Source organism: Pseudomonas sp. 10(2024) (genome assembly GCF_045164175.1).
GTDB classification, from domain to species: domain Bacteria; phylum Pseudomonadota; class Gammaproteobacteria; order Pseudomonadales; family Pseudomonadaceae; genus Aquipseudomonas; species Aquipseudomonas alloputida.
In genome coordinates this window covers 3,014,818-3,029,520 of record NZ_CP174006.1, presented here as the reverse complement: position 1 = coordinate 3,029,520, position 14,703 = coordinate 3,014,818, and the positions used below count along the sequence as shown (strand labels likewise).

The 14,703-nt window shown below is 64.9% G+C and carries 12 protein-coding genes and 1 pseudogene; 9 read left to right on the top strand and 4 right to left on the bottom strand.

Annotated elements, in window-relative coordinates; all coding sequences use genetic code 11:
- Positions 1-34: 34 nt before the first annotated feature.
- Positions 35-328, top strand: a pseudogene (locus ACI7M0_RS13485) (IclR family transcriptional regulator); the annotation flags it as partial.
- Between the two features lie 77 nt (positions 329-405).
- Here ACI7M0_RS13485 and ACI7M0_RS13480 read toward each other — a convergent pair.
- On the bottom strand, positions 406-1,278 hold the full coding sequence (locus ACI7M0_RS13480; protein WP_129932708.1) for a helix-turn-helix domain-containing protein: 873 nt from the start codon (positions 1,276-1,278) through the stop codon (positions 406-408).
- Between the two features lie 176 nt (positions 1,279-1,454).
- Here ACI7M0_RS13480 and ACI7M0_RS13475 point away from each other — a divergent pair, with 176 nt between their 5' ends.
- The 4 genes from ACI7M0_RS13475 to ACI7M0_RS13460 are packed head-to-tail and all read left to right on the top strand — an operon-like array spanning position 1,455 to position 5,750.
- Positions 1,455-2,282: an SDR family NAD(P)-dependent oxidoreductase gene (locus ACI7M0_RS13475; RefSeq protein ID WP_004374198.1), complete on the top strand. Its 828-nt coding sequence runs from the start codon at positions 1,455-1,457 to the stop codon at positions 2,280-2,282.
- Positions 2,279-3,994 carry an FAD-dependent oxidoreductase gene (locus ACI7M0_RS13470; protein WP_129932707.1) on the top strand — a complete coding sequence of 572 codons (1,716 nt, stop codon included), beginning with the start codon at positions 2,279-2,281 and terminating at the stop codon, positions 3,992-3,994. The genes ACI7M0_RS13475 and ACI7M0_RS13470 overlap by 4 nt, the downstream gene beginning before the upstream one ends.
- Complete coding sequence (locus ACI7M0_RS13465; RefSeq protein WP_004374204.1) at positions 3,994-4,320, top strand: NIPSNAP family protein; 327 nt, start codon at positions 3,994-3,996, stop codon at positions 4,318-4,320. The genes ACI7M0_RS13470 and ACI7M0_RS13465 overlap by 1 nt, the downstream gene beginning before the upstream one ends.
- A 44-nt stretch (positions 4,321-4,364) precedes the next feature.
- Positions 4,365-5,750: an MFS transporter gene (locus ACI7M0_RS13460; protein WP_129931688.1), complete on the top strand. Its 1,386-nt coding sequence runs from the start codon at positions 4,365-4,367 to the stop codon at positions 5,748-5,750.
- Here ACI7M0_RS13460 and ACI7M0_RS13455 read toward each other — a convergent pair.
- Positions 5,747-6,430 carry an HAD family phosphatase gene (locus tag ACI7M0_RS13455; protein WP_104961757.1) on the bottom strand — a complete coding sequence of 228 codons (684 nt, stop codon included), beginning with the start codon at positions 6,428-6,430 and terminating at the stop codon, positions 5,747-5,749. The two genes, ACI7M0_RS13460 and ACI7M0_RS13455, sit on opposite strands and share 4 nt — an antisense overlap.
- A gap of 91 nt (positions 6,431-6,521) precedes the next feature.
- Between ACI7M0_RS13455 and lexA the strand changes: the two genes are divergently transcribed.
- Genes lexA through ACI7M0_RS13435 form a run of 4 tightly spaced genes read left to right on the top strand, consistent with a single transcriptional unit; the run spans position 6,522 to position 12,261 of the window.
- Positions 6,522-7,139, top strand: a complete 618-nt coding sequence (gene lexA / locus ACI7M0_RS13450; protein ID WP_012052394.1) for a transcriptional repressor LexA — start codon at positions 6,522-6,524, stop codon at positions 7,137-7,139.
- Complete coding sequence (imuA, locus tag ACI7M0_RS13445; RefSeq protein WP_098090248.1) at positions 7,139-7,759, top strand: translesion DNA synthesis-associated protein ImuA; 621 nt, start codon at positions 7,139-7,141, stop codon at positions 7,757-7,759. Before lexA ends, imuA begins: the two co-directional genes overlap by 1 nt.
- Before the next feature lie 6 nt (positions 7,760-7,765).
- Positions 7,766-9,184 (top strand): DNA polymerase Y family protein, encoded by a 1,419-nt coding sequence (locus tag ACI7M0_RS13440; protein WP_129931689.1) that lies wholly within the window; start codon positions 7,766-7,768, stop codon positions 9,182-9,184.
- On the top strand, positions 9,181-12,261 hold the full coding sequence (locus tag ACI7M0_RS13435) for an error-prone DNA polymerase (RefSeq protein ID WP_129931690.1): 3,081 nt from the start codon (positions 9,181-9,183) through the stop codon (positions 12,259-12,261). The genes ACI7M0_RS13440 and ACI7M0_RS13435 overlap by 4 nt, the downstream gene beginning before the upstream one ends.
- 589 nt (positions 12,262-12,850) lie before the next feature.
- Here ACI7M0_RS13435 and ACI7M0_RS13430 read toward each other — a convergent pair.
- On the bottom strand, positions 12,851-13,672 hold the full coding sequence (locus ACI7M0_RS13430) for an aldo/keto reductase (protein ID WP_104961753.1): 822 nt from the start codon (positions 13,670-13,672) through the stop codon (positions 12,851-12,853).
- Entirely contained in the window at positions 13,660-14,565 is a 906-nt protein-coding gene (locus ACI7M0_RS13425) for a LysR family transcriptional regulator (protein ID WP_129931692.1), read from the bottom strand. Before ACI7M0_RS13425 ends, ACI7M0_RS13430 begins: the two co-directional genes overlap by 13 nt.
- Positions 14,566-14,703: the final 138 nt, after the last annotated feature.

The window sequence follows — 14,703 nt, the reverse complement described above, 5'->3', positions numbered from 1 at the left end:
GCAGTGCGCTCAAGTTAACAGCAATTGCAGCGCGCTGCAGCGCCTGGCGGCCCATGAGCGGCTGGGTGACGACGGGTTGTTACGCGATATCGAAGAACAAGCGCACAAGGGCTTTGGTCAGCGCACCGAAGGCTACTGGGAATACCCGGTGCGCCTGCCGTTCCTGATCCGCGCCATTGCCTTGCCGGTACATGCCGAAGGGCGCCTGGTCGGCAGCATTGCCTTGCAATGGCCGCTGGATCAGGCGCCGGTGGAGCGGGTGTCGAGCCTGCACCTGAGCAGTTTGGCGACCACGGTGGGGGAAGTGCAGCGGGCCTTGGCTGTTTGATGTTTCCTGCACGGGTTTCTTCGCGGGTAAGCCACAGACGCGTGCATTGCCAGTACCGCCCACAGAACCTGCGGGCGTTACTGGCCCTCCCGAAATCCGCTAGGGCTCACCCCCGCCTGCTTGCGAAAGAACCGGCTGAAATACCCCACATCGGCAAACCCCAGTTCATGAGCGATCTCTTTCACGCTCAGGCTCGAATGCCCGAGCATGCGCTTGGCCTCCAGCACCAGTCGGGCATGGATCACATTCATCGGCGTCATGCCCAGGTGTTCCTGGCACAACCGCCCCAACGTCACCAGGGTCATGCCCAACTCGGCGGCGTATTCTGCCAGTGGCCAGTGCGCGCGATAGTGCATGTCTACCAGCTCGCGAAAAGCAGTCAGTTGCTGGCTGCGTCTTGATACTGGGCGCTGCTCACCTGCGGGTATGTGCGGCTCATGGCGCAGGACATGGATCATCAGTGCCAGCAATAGCGCCATGCTGCTGGCCACATGCTCGCGGGCGCGATTGTGGTATTCCTCGCGCAGGGCCCGAAACAGGGGCAACAACGGGTCTTCATCGGCGGCCCAGTGGGGCAGGGCAATCACCTGTGGTTTGCGCAGTTGCACCAGCACGCTGGGTGCCAGCACCTGAGCGATGCTATCCAGCGGGTGCTGCGCAGCCGTGATTACCTGGCCTTCTACCTGGCTGGCCCAATGAAAACCATGCACCACCTGCGCCGGGACGTACACCACGCAGGGCGCATGAACCTGAAACCGGTCACTGTCGAACAGCACCTCGCCGCCACCGCTTTGCAGGTACAACAGCTGCAGCAAGCCTTCGTGACGGTGTGCGGCAATCTCCCAGTTGTGCGCGCCAGAGCGCTGGGATATCTGCTCCACATGCAAGGCTTCGTGCCACACCGGCTGCGCGGTTTCACCGTACAGGGCGTAATTGGGGATCTTGTTCATGGTGTTGTAATTGTTCTGTTCAGTACCCGCTACTGTGCCATAGCTGCCCGCAGGCTTCAGGGCGCAGTGGGCAAATTGACGGGAATGTGGGGCTGGTTGCAGGTTTTGTCCATTCTGCCGGTGGGCCTGCCGGCCATAGCCTGTTGCCCAGAACAAGCAACGCTCTGGAGAACAGCATGCACAACAACAAGATCCTTTCTCAGTGGCTAGGCCTGGAGTCGGCCGTATGCGTGGTGACCGGCGCGGCCGGCGGCATTGGCGCAGCGTTGGCCGCAGCCTTGGTGGAGCAGCAGGCCCACGTGGTGCTGCTTGACCGCGACCTGGACAAATGCCGCGAACTGGCGGCCACCCTGGGGGAACACAGTGCAGGCGAAGTCAGTGCCCTGGCCTGCGACATTGCCGACCCGGCCAGCGTGGAGCAGGCTGCGGCCCAGGTACAGGCGCTGCATGGGCGCTGCGATGTACTGGTCAACAATGCCAGCGTGCTGCGCCCCGGTGCGCTGGACACGCTAAGCCTGGAACAATGGAACCAGGTGCTGGCGGTCAACCTCAGTGGCTACCTTTTGTGTGCCCAGGCCTTTGGCCGTTCCATGCTGGACTGCGGCCAAGGCCGTATCGTGCATGTGGCCTCGATTGCAGCACATTACCCGCAACCCAACAGTGGCGCCTACAGCGCGGCGAAGGCAGGCGTCAGCATGTTGTCGCGGCAGATTGCCGTGGAATGGGGGCCACGCGGTGTGCGCAGCAACGCCGTATGCCCGGGTTTGATCCGCACGCCATTGTCGGCTGCGTTCTATGCCGACCCACAGGTGGAGCGCCGGCGTAGCGCCATGACCGCCAACCAGCGCATCGGTGAACCGCAAGACATCGCCGAAGCCGTGCTGTTTCTGGCCAGCCGCCGCGCCGACTATATCAACGGCGCCGAGCTGACCGTGGATGGCGGACTGGAAAGCATGCCCATGGCATTGATCCCGCGCCCTGGCTTCGAGGGGGCAGGCCAATGAATACGCGTAGCTGCGATGTACTGGTCATCGGTGCGGGTGCTGGCGGCCTGGCGACAGCCATCACGGCGAAAAAGCTTGGCCTGGATGTGATCGTCATCGAAAAGGAGGCGTGCTTCGGCGGCACCACGGCGTTTTCCGGCGGCGTATTGTGGGTGCCGGGCACCCGGCACGGGGGCAATGACAGCCAAGCAGCGGCCATGACCTACCTGCGCAACGAAACCGGTGCCTGCTTCGATGCGGCCGGGGTGGAGGCATTCTTGCGCTACGCGCCGCAGATGGTTGAGTTTTTCGAGCGCGAGACGGCAGTCAAGTTCGTGCCCACGCTGTACCCCGATTATCACCCGCAGGTGGAAGGTGGCGTCGATGTGGGCCGCTCGATACTGGCCGCACCTTACGACATCCGTGGTCTGGGGCCCGACATGGCGCGGCTGCGCCCGCCGCTGAAGACCATCACCTTCATCGGCATGATGTTCAATTCGTCGAATGCCGACCTCAAGCACTTCTTCAATGTCACCCGTTCGTTGACCTCGTTCGCCTACGTGGCCAAACGCCTGCTGACCCATTTGAAGGAGCTGGCCTTGTACCGACGCGGCACCCAGGTCACCAGTGGCAATGCCCTGGCGGCACGGCTGGTACGCTCGGCACTGGACCTGGGCATTCCGATTCTCACAGGCACCCCGGCGCGGCAGTTGCTGCGCGAAGGGGCGCGGGTAGTAGGGGCGGTGACCGGGCAGGCCGGCAGCGAGCAGCGCATCGAGGCCCGACGCGGGGTGGTGCTGGCCTGTGGCGGTTTCTCCCATGACCTGCAACGGCTGCGCCAGGCCTACCCGCATGTACGGCGTGGCGGCGAGCATTTTTCACCGGTGCCAGCGGGCAACACCGGCGATGGTGCGCGCATGGCCGAGGCGCTGGGAGCAAAGGTCGATATCTGCCTGCAGGCACCTGCAGCCTGGATGCCGGTATCGAAGGTGCCGGTGGGTGGTGGGCGGCATATTGCCTTTCCGCATTTGCTCGACCGCTACAAGCCGGGTGTGATCGGCGTGCTGCGTTCGGGGCAGCGATTCACCAACGAGTCGAATGCCTACCACGACGTAGGCGCAGCGCTGATCGAGGCGTGTTCCGACCAGGCAGAAACCGCCATGTGGCTGGTGTGCGACCGCCGCACACTGGCCAAATACGGGCTGGGCTTTGCCAAGCCTGCGCCGATGCCGCTGCGGCCATTGCTGCGCAACGGTTACCTGCTCAAGGGCCAGACCCTGGCGGAGTTGGCCGGCAAGGCCGGTATCGATGCGCAAGGGCTGGAGCAGACTGTGCGCGAGTACAACCTTGGCGCTGTCCACGGTGAAGACCGTCAGTTCGGCCGCGGCAGCACCAGCTTCAATCGCTACCTGGCCGACCCGCAGCAACAACCCAACCCGTGCGTAGCGCCGGTTGGCGAGGGACCGTACTTTGCCGTGAAAGTCATCATGGGCGATCTGGGCACTTTCGACGGGCTGCGCACCCGTGTGACCGGTGAAGTGTTGGCGGCCGATGGGCAAGTCATCGACGGCCTGTATGCGGTGGGTAACGACCGCGCCAGCATCATGGGCGGCAACTACCCCGGGGCGGGCATCACCCTGGGGCCGATCATGACCTTTGCCTACATCACCGGGCGCCACCTGGCGGGTGTCGAGCAGGGGCTGGCGGCGGGCAACGCACGGGAGGTCGCGTGATGGACAAGCCTGTGGTCGACCACCGCATCTACACCATTCGCCCGCGCGGCATGGCGGCCTTTCTCGAGGCGTTCGACCAGCTGGCGATGCCGATCCTGCTGCGCCACCTCGGTGCACCCCTGGCGTTTTACACCAGCAGCATCGGGCCGTTGAACCAGGTGGTGCACTTGTGGGGCTATGACAGCCTCGATGACTTCGAGAAGCGCAGCGCAGCGCGGGATGCCGACCCGGACTTTGCCGCGTACCTGCATGCCACCCGCGACCTGGTGGTGGCTCAGGAAACACGCATCATAAGGCCTGTGCGCTTACCCAGCCTTTTCCACTAGGGCTGCGACAAACACCGTCATAAAAACAACAACAGGTGATACCTATGAACAACACACTCGACGTGCGCCAACTGATCGACCAGCAACCCATCGGCCGTTACCAGAAATGGGTGGTGTTCCTCGGCTTTCTCATCATCGCCCTGGACGGCCTGGACGTCGCCATCATCGGCTTCATTGCCCCGCAATTGAAAAGCGACTGGGGCCTGGATGCGCAAAGTCTGGGCCCGGTATTGAGCGCCGCGTTGATCGGCCTGGCACTCGGCGCATTGATTGCCGGCCCCTTGGCGGACCGCTACGGGCGCAAGGCGGTGCTGCTGTGCAGCGTGCTGCTGTTCGGCCTCTGGACACTGGCCTCGGCCTTTTCACCCAACCTGGAAGCCCTGGTCGCGTTGCGCTTTCTGACCGGCCTGGGCCTGGGCGCAGCCATGCCCAATGCCAGCACCCTGGTTAGCGAGTATGCCCCGGCACGCAGCCGCTCGCTGCTCATTACCCTGGCATTCTGCGGTTTCTCCCTGGGCGCGGCGGCAGGTGGCTTCGTCAGCGCCTGGATGATTCCGAACCTGGGCTGGCGCAGTGTCTTGGCATTGGGTGGGGTGTTGCCGCTAATGGTCCTGCCGTTGCTGTATTGGCGCCTGCCGGAATCGGTGACGTTCCTGGTCAGCAAGGGGGCGGACCGCAAGCGCATTCTGGCCATTGTCCGTCGCCTGGCACCTGAGCATGTCAACGCCGACACGACCTTTGTCTTGCCCGGTAAAGCCCAGGCTGCAGGCGGTGCAATCGGCACTATCCTCTCTGCGCGGTATCGCTTTGGTACCTGCATGCTCTGGGGCGGGTACGTGCTGGCGCTGTTCCTGGTCTATCTGTTCAGCGGCTGGTTGCCGACGCTGGTGAAGGAGGGGGGCGGGTTCTCGGTGGCCGAAGCGGCCATCGTCACGGCCTGTTTCCAGATTGGCGGCCCGTTGGGCGCAATTTCGGTGGGTTGGGCCATGGATCGTTACCCGGCGCAGCGCGTGCTGGTACTGACCTTCCTGTTCAGTGGTGCGGTGATTTTTGCAATTGGTCAGGTCGCTGCGGACTTCGCCTGGTTGTGCGCGGTTGCGAGCGCTGTAGGCTTTGGCCTTAATGGGGCAAGTGTTGGGATGAATGCACTGGCGGCGGCTTTTTACCCGACTGAAGCACGGGCGACCGGGGCCAGCTGGATGAGCGGCATCGGGCGCCTGGGTGCGATTCTCAGTGCCTTTGCCGGGGCACAGATGCTGGCGCTGGGCTGGAGTTTTGCCCAGGTGTTCGCTTCGTTGTTGCTACCCGCAGGGTTGGCGGCTTTGGCGGTATGGCTGCAGGGGCGAAATGCGCCGTCACGGCTTAGCGTTCCAGGCTGTACATCCGGCACCCCGGCTGCAGTGCCAGCAAGTTCGGCTCCCGCTCCCTAGCCTTCGGGAACACACCCCTTATCTGAAGCCATACGCTCGATCAACGCCCACAACGCCGCATCATTGAAATCGTCGACAACCAGCCTGGCGCCCGCCGCCAGCAACCGCTCCGGGGTCTGCGTCGTGGCCACGCCCACGGTAAAGATCCCCGCGCCACTGGCTGCGGCCGTCCCCGGCAATGAGTCCTCGAAGGCCAGCGCTTGCCCGGCCTCGGCACCCAGCCGCTGCAGGCCGGTGAGGTAGGGCAGCGGGTCCGGTTTGGGCCGTGCCAGTTCTTCGGCCACCAGCACATGTTCAAAGTGTTGGCCCAGGCCCATGGCGTTCAGCATGTGCTCGGCGTTCAGCCGCGGTGCGTTGGTCACCACGCACATGCCGATGCCATGGGCCTGGGCATGCTCCAGCAGGCGCAACAGGCCTGGCATCGGTTCAAGCGACGGCGACATTGCGCGGAACAGCGCTTCCTTGCGGTCGGCCAACGCCTGGCACTGTTCGACACTGGCGCCGCTGAACAGCTCGGCGAACAGCTCGCCGTTGGCGCGGCCGCTGACCTGGGCGTCGAACTGCGCCTGGCTCAGTTCGCGGCCGTCGTGTTCACGCAGCAGTTGGCGAAAGGCCTGCAGGTGCAGGGTGTCAGTGTCGGTGAGGGTACCGTCAAGGTCGAACAGCAGGGCGGTCAGCATGGGATATCCAGATGAAAAAACACAAGCCAGGGGATCATAACCAAAGCTGACGACGAAGGGGGCTGTTCAGCGTGCTCCGAAAAGAGTACAAATGTGCTCCATGGACACTCTTACCCCCAAACGCCGCGCCATTTTCGAATTCATCCGTGAGCGCATTGCCGAGCATGGTCAGCCGCCGAGCCTGGCCGATATCGCCACGCGCTTCGGTTTTGCCTCGCGCAGCGTTGCGCGCAAGCACATCACCGCCCTGTGCCAGGCCGGTTACATCGATGTCACGCCAAACCAGGCGCGGGGCATACGCCTGGCCGAACCGCTGCGCCGGCCGGAAATCCTCGAAATACCCGTGCTGGGCCAGGTGGCGGCGGGTGCCCCCATCGGCCCGGACCTGGACATCCACGAGCAGTTGCTGCTCGACCCCAGCCTGTTCCGCCGTACCCCCGACTACCTGCTGAAGGTGCGGGGCGACTCGATGATCGACGACGGCATCTTTGACGGTGACCTGGTCGGCATCCTGCAACAGGCCGACGCCCGCGACGGGCAAATCGTGGTTGCGCGCCTGGACGGCGAAGTGACCATCAAGCGCCTGCAACGCCAAGGCGGCACTTACCGGCTGTTGCCACGCAACCCGGCCTATGCGCCGATCGATGTGCAGCCCGAACAGGACTTTTTCATCGAAGGCGTGTTCTGCGGCTTGCTGAGGCGCGACTGATGGGCGCCGTGGTCGACCTCGACAGGCTGCTGGAGCAGCGCCGGGTATGGCGCGGCCGGCAGGCCCAGGCGCGGCCACTCGGGCTGCAGCCCACCGGCCATCCTGCCCTCGACGAACGTTTGCCGGAAGGTGGCTGGCCGGCGGCAGCACTGAGCGAGCTGTTGCTGGCCAACCCCGGCTGTGGCGAATTGCAGTTGCTGTGGCCAACCCTGGCCCGGCTGAGTGCAGAAGCCAGCAGAGTGGTGCTGGTGGCTCCACCCTTCATCCCTTTTGCACCGGCCTGGCAGGCAGCGGGGGTGGACCTGCGCTGGCTGGTACAGGTGGATGCCGAGCCTGCCGATGCCCTGTGGGCTGCCGAACAGTGCCTGCGCTCGGGCAGTTGCGCGGCGGTGCTGTGCTGGCCGGAACGTGCCGATGACCGCGCCCTGCGGCGCTTGCAGGTAGCGGCCGAAACCGGGCAGGCACTGGCGTTCGCCTGCAGGCCGCAGCAGGCGTCGCACAACCCTTCACCCGCAGCGCTGCGCATTGCAGTCGACACGCGCCCGGCGCAATGGCGCGTGCTGAAAAGCCGCGGTGGCATGCCTCCAGCGCTGCCTATTCCCTGCCCGGGGCGGGGCTGATGCACCATGCTCTGGGCCTGCATCCTGCTCCCGCAGCTTGCGCTGGACACCGTCCTGCGTGAGCGTGACGACCCTGACACGCCTTTGGTGCTGATTGGCGGGCCGACCCAGCGTCGCGTGTTGCAGGCAGTCAACCCGGCGGCCGCTGCACTTGGCCTGCGGGCCGGGCAAACCCTGACCGCAGCGCGTGCCCTGGCCGATGGCTTCACCTGTGTCGAAGCCGACCCCAAACGCATCAATCAGGTGCAGCAGCTGCTGGCGGCCTGGGCATACCGCTTCAGTGCCCAGGTCAGCCTGCATTACCCACGGGCGCTGCTGCTGGAAGTGGGCTCCAGCCTGCAACTGTTTGGGCCCTGGCCTTTGTTCGAGGCGCGTCTGCGTCAGGAATTGGCAGAACTCGGCCTGCGCCAACGCATTGTCCTGGCCAGCAACCCGGTGGCAGCTCGCATGCTCGCCAATGGCCACGATGGCCTGGCCGTGGGCGATGTCGACGCCACCCGAGCGGCGCTGCTTGGCATGCCCATCACGCGCGTCGGCCTGCCGGCAGAGGCGGCCGAAGCGTTTGCCCGCATGGGCTTGCACCAGCTGGGCCAGGTATTGGCCTTGCCACGCGATACCTTGGCCAGGCGCTTTGCGGCCCAGGTGCAGCTGCACCTCGACCAGTTGCTCGGCCTGCGCAACCTGGGGCTGGACTTCTACCAGCCGCCGGACCGTTTCGAAACCCGGCTGGAACTCAATTTCGACGTCGAGTCGCACCAGGCGCTGTTGTTCCCGCTGCGGCGCATGCTCAACGACCTTGCTGCATTTCTCGCCGGGCGAGACTGTGGCGTGCAGCGCTTCTGTCTGCATCTGGAGCACGCCGAGGGGCCGGATACCCTGCTCAAGGTGGGCCTGCTGGCGGCCGAACGCGATGCTGCGATGCTGTTCGAGCTGGCCCGTGGGCGCCTTGAGCCGCTGCGCATACCCGCACCGGTGCGCAACCTGCGGCTGGTTGCCGAAGACTTGCCACCCTTCGTGCCACAGCATCAGGCGTTGTTCGACCCGCGGGCGCAACAGGCGCAACCCTGGGCACAATTGCGCGAGCGGTTGCGCGCCCGGCTGGGGGATGAGGCCGTCAAGGGGCTTGGTGCAGCCGCCGATCACCGCCCCGAATGCGCCTGGCAGTTGGCGGAGCAGGGGGGCCAAGGCAACATGCCCGTTGCACCGGGCAGCCGCCCGGGGTGGCTGTTGTCGGCACCGATCGCGCTGGATGACGCCGCCTACCAGGTGCAGGGCTATGCCGAACGCATCGAATCAGGTTGGTGGGATGGCGGCGATGTGCGTCGCGACTACTACCGCATCGAAACCCGTGACGGCCTGCGCGGCTGGGCCTACCGCGACCTGAGCCAGGCCGGTCCGCTTTGGCTGCAGGGTTGGTTCGCATGAACACCCCGGGTTATGCCGAGCTGCATTGCCTTTCCAACTTCAGCTTCCAGCGCGGTGCGTCGAGCGCCGACGAGCTGTTCCGGCGTGCGCGCGAGCAGGGCTACCAGGCCTTGGCAATCACTGACGAATGCACGCTGGCCGGTATCGTGCGCGCCTGGCAGGCAGCCAAGGTGCACCAGTTGCGGCTGATCGTCGGCAGCGAGGTGCAATTGTGCGACGGGCCCAAGCTGGTGCTGCTGGTCGAAAACCTGACGGGTTACCAGAACCTGTGCGCCCTGATCACCCGTGCCCGGCGGCGGGCAGAGAAGGGTGCGTACCAGCTGTTTCGTGATGACTTGCTGCTGCACCACCAAGGTCTGCTGGCCTTGTGGGTGGCCGCTGACAGTGGCGATACCGCTACCGGCGCGTGGCTGCGCAGTGTGTTCGCAGAGCGCCTGTGGCTGGCCGTGCACCTGCATCGGGGCAGTGACGATGCCGTGAGCCTGCAACGGCTGCGGGCACTGGCGGCTGATGTGGGTATCCGCGCCGTGGCCTGTGGTGACGTGCACATGCACGTGCGTGGTCGCCGTGCCTTGCAGGACTGCATGACTGCCATCCGCCAGCATTGCCAGGTGAGCGAGGCCGGGCGCTTTCTGTTTGCCAATGGCGAACGGCACCTGCGCAGCCAGGCGCAACTGGCCGAGCTGTATCCGCTTGACCTGCTGGCCGAGACCCTGGTCATTGCCCGGCGCTGCCAGTTTGACCTGAGCGAACTGAACTACCAGTACCCACGCGAACTGGTGCCCGAGGGGCATACCGCGGCAAGCTGGCTGCGCGAATTGTGCGAGCAAGGCATGCCGCTGCGCTGGCCAGACGGGCCGAGTGGCAAGGTGCGGGATGTGCTTGCCAAGGAACTGGGGCTGATCGAAGAGCTGGGCTACGAAAGCTACTTCCTGACGGTGCACGACATTGTCGCCTTCGCCCGCAGCCAGCGCATTCTATGCCAGGGCCGGGGGTCGGCAGCCAACTCGGTGGTGTGCTTCGTGCTAGGCATCACCGAGCTTGACCCCATGAAACACCACCTGCTGTTCGAGCGCTTCCTGTCGCGCGAGCGCAACGAGCCGCCGGACATCGACGTGGACTTCGAGCACGACCGGCGCGAGGAGGTGATCCAGTATGTGTTCCGTCGCTATGGCCGGCACCGGGCGGCGCTCACTGCGGTAGTCAACACCTACCATGCCGCCGGTGCGGTGCGGGATGTGGCGCGGGTGCTGGGGCTACCCGCCGACCAGGTGGATGCCCTGGCCAAATGCTGTGGTCGCTGGAGCGATCGCATACCCGATGACCAGCGCCTGGCCGAGGCCGGTTTCGAAGCGGGCAGCCCTTCGCTGCGGCGGGTGCTGGTGCTGGCCGGCGAACTGATCGGCTTCCCCCGGCACCTGTCACAGCACCCGGGCGGTTTTGTCATCTCCCAGCAACCGCTCGACCAGCTGGTGCCGGTGGAGAATGCCGCGATGCCGGAGCGCACGGTGATCCAGTGGGACAAGGACGACCTGGACATGGTCGGCCTGCTCAAGGTCGACGTGCTGGCGTTGGGCATGCTCAGCGCCTTGCGTCGCTGCTTCGACCTGCTGCAGCACCACCGTGGCCGGCACCTGACCCTGGCGACCATCCCCAGCGAAGATCCGGCCACCTACGCCATGATCAGCCGCGCCGAGACCATGGGTGTGTTCCAGATCGAGTCGCGCGCGCAGATGGCCATGTTGCCGCGGCTGCGGCCCCAAAAGTTCTACGACCTGGTCATCGAGGTAGCCATTGTCCGCCCCGGGCCGATTCAGGGCGACATGGTGCACCCGTACCTGCGCCGGCGTCTGAAGCAGGAACCGGTCACGTATCCGTCGCCGCAACTGAAGGAAGTGTTCGAACGTACCTTGGGCGTGCCACTGTTCCAGGAGCAGGTGATGGAGCTGGCGATGGTCGCGGCCGACTATACCCCGGGCGAGGCCGACCAGTTGCGCCGCAGCATGGCAGCCTGGAAGCGCCACGGCGGCCTGGAACCGCACCGCGAACGGCTGGTGCAGGGCATGTTGCGCAATGGTTACACGCTGGCGTTTGCCGAGCGCATCTTCGAGCAGATCAAGGGGTTTGGCAGCTATGGCTTCCCTGAGTCGCATGCGGCCAGCTTTGCCTTGCTGTGCTATGCCAGCAGTTGGCTGAAGTGCCATGAGCCGGCGATTTTCACCTGTGCGTTGGTCAACAGTTGGCCGATGGGCTTCTACAGCCCTGATCAGCTGCTGCAAGAGGCTCGCCGCCAAGGTATCGAGGTACGGCCGGTTGATGTCTGCCACAGCGACTGGGACTGCACCCTGGAGCCTGATGCTGAAGGCACCCTGGCCATTCGCATGGGCCTGCGACTGGTGCGTGGCCTGGCCGAAGCCGACGCCAGGCGCGTGCAGCAGGCGAGGGCGCAGCGGCCGTGGCGCAACGTCGAAGACCTGTGCCTGCGCGCCGGCCTGGACGCACGGGCCCGTGCCCGCCTGGCTGATGGCGGGGCGCTGCGCGCCTTGGCCAGTGATCGGCATCAGGCGCGCTGGCAGGTGGCGGCGGTGCAGCCGCAGCTGCCGTTGTTCGCCGATGTGCAGGCCTTGCCTGAAGAACCGGTGCAATTGCCCGTGCCAACCGTGGGCGAGGACCTGATGGCCGATTATCAAACCCTCGGCACTACGCTTGGCCCACATCCGTTGACCCTGTTGCGCGCTCGCCTGAGGGCGCTGGGGTGTCGCAGCTCCAGTGAATTGCAGGGTGTGGAGCATGGCGACAACATTGCCGTGGCCGGGCTGGTGGTGGGCCGGCAACGGCCTCAAACCGCCAGCGGTGTGACCTTCGTTACTCTGGAAGACGAACATGGCATGGTCAACGTGGTGGTGTGGCGTGCGCTGGCCGAACGGCAGCGGCGGGCGCTGGTGGGTTCTCAGTTGCTCAAGGTCAGTGGGCGGTTGGAGCAGGAGAATGGGGTGCGGCACCTGATTGCGCGGCGGTTGGAGGATGTGAGTCCGCTGTTGCAAGGGCTGGATGTGCGCAGTCGGGATTTCCACTGAAACTCCAACGCTCGGTACTTGCGCGGTTCCCTGTGGGAGCGGGCGAGCCCGCGAAGCAGGCACCGCGTTGCATGGCACCGGCCTTGCCGGTGTTCGCGGGCATGCCCGCTCCCACATTGAGCGCCTGCAACATTGAGCCTGCCCCAACCATTCATCGGCCACGGTGCGTTATACCTTGGTCGACTGCCACGTTTGCCACTAGGCCTGAGCCCCCCCTGTGGGAGCGGCCTTGTGTCGCGATAGGGCCGCAAAGCGGCCCCAGCAATCTATGCATGATGCCGAGATCCTGGGGCCGCTGCGCGGCCCTATCGCGACGCAAGGCCGCTCCCACAGGGATCGCGCCAGCTTTTAGAAATTGAGCAAGACAGTTGCTCCCAAAGGTCGCGTCTTGGGCCAGATTGCGCTTGGCGAACGGCAGCGGCGGGCGGTGGTGGCGCAGTTACTCAACGCTCGGTACTTGCGCGGTCTCATGTGGGAGCGGGCGAGCCCGCGAAGCAGCCACCGCGTTGCAGGGCACCGGTCTTGCCGGTGTTCGCGGGCATGCAGGCTCCCACAGAGGTCGCCTGCTGGTCCAGCTTGCGCTCGCCGGTTACACCATCGCCAACCGCTGCTTGCGCGTCGGTGCAGGGAACGCCCGGTCGATCGCCCGCAGGTCTTCACCGGTCAAGGTCAGCGCTCCCGCCGCCGCATTGAGCCGCACGTGCTCGGGCGCCACCGCCTTGGGGATGGCGATCACGCCGTCATCGCGGGTCACCCAGGCCAGGCAGACCTGGGCCGGTGTGGCGCCATGGCGCTCGGCGATTTCCGCCAGTACCGGGTGCTGCAACAAGCGCCCGGCCTGAGCCAGCGGGCAGTAGGCCATGGTCGGCAAGCCACGTTTTTCGCACCACGGTAGCAAGTCGAATTCGATGCCACGCTGGGCCGGGTTATACAACACCTGGTTGGTGGCACAATCAGGGTTGTGCAGTTCGCGCAGGTCGTCGACGTCGAAGTTGGACACGCCCCAACGCTTGATCTTGCCTTGCTCGCGCAAGCGCTCGAAGCCTTCGACGGTTTCCTCCAGCGGGTGCTGACCACGCCAGTGCAGCAGGTACAGGTCGATGCAATCGGTGCCCAGCCGGGTGAGGCTGCGTTCGCAGGCAGCCGCCATGCCGCGCAGGCTGGCATTGTGCGGGTAGACCTTGCTGACCAGAAATACCCGGTCGCGGCGCCCGGCAATGGCTTGGCCAACGACCTCTTCTGCCCCCCCTTCGGCATACATCTCGGCGGTGTCGATCAGGTTCAGGCCCAGCTCGATGCCCTGTTGCAGCGCCGCGACTTCGGCAGCCTTGCGACCTGGGTCTTCGCCCATGTACCAGGTGCCTTGGCCGATGGCTGGAACGCTCGTGCCTGCCAGACTTACATAACGCATGTCACCTCCGGGATCCGGGTATTGGAAAGAAGCACCTCAAGCAATGCTTGCGCTGCAGTGGAAAGCTTGTGCTCGCTGAGGGCAATCACGCCGATGCGCCGCTCGACTGTGGGCTCGACCAAGGTTACGCAGCGGGCACCCAGCTCCTGCATCTGGTTGATGCACAGCGCCGGCACGGCACTGACCCCCAGGCCGCTGGCCACCATGCGGCCGATGGTCGTCAGCTGGTGGCTTTCGAACGCGACTGCCAGCTTGCCGTGGCGGGCCGCCACATTCTGCTCCATCAGCAGGCGCACCGCCGAAGGGCGCTGCAGGGCCACGAAATCTTCGGCCATCAGCTGTGCCCAGCTGACCTGGGGCAGCAGCGCCAAGGGCGAGTCGGCGGCCACTACGGCAACGAAGCGGTCCATGTACAACGGGTGGAAGTCCAGCCCATCGATGTTATCCGGCTCGAAGCCGATGCCCAGTTCGACGCGGCGATGGCGTACCAGTTCCTGTACCTGTTCGTTGATCACGTCGTGCACCGTGACGTTGACCTTGGGGTAGCGCTGGCGAAACACCTTGAGCGAGTGGGGCAACAGGTTGCCGGCAAAAGCCGGCATGGCTGCCACCGACACACGGCCCAATTGCAGGGTAAAGCGCTGGCGCAGCATCTCTTCGGTGTCGTCCCAGTCGGCCAGCAGGCGGCGTGCCAGTGGCAGCAGCACTTCGCCTTCGGCAGTCAGGCTGACGCTGCGCGTGGTGCGGCTGAGCAGGGCGCCGCCGAGGTTTTCTTCCAGCGCCTTGATGGTCAGGCTCAGTGCCGGTTGCGAAACGTGCAGGTGTTCACCGGCCTGGGCGAAGCTCTGGTACTTGGCCACGGCGACAAAGGCGCGCAATTGTTTGACGTTCATGTCGGGCCTATCGTTTGTTTTGTAAAAATTATCAATCGATGACGAAAACAAAATTAACAAATCAGTCGCTTGCGGTGAAGATGTCTGCACACGCTCACCGACAGCCTCGTCGGTTAAACAACTACAAAAGGCGGATCA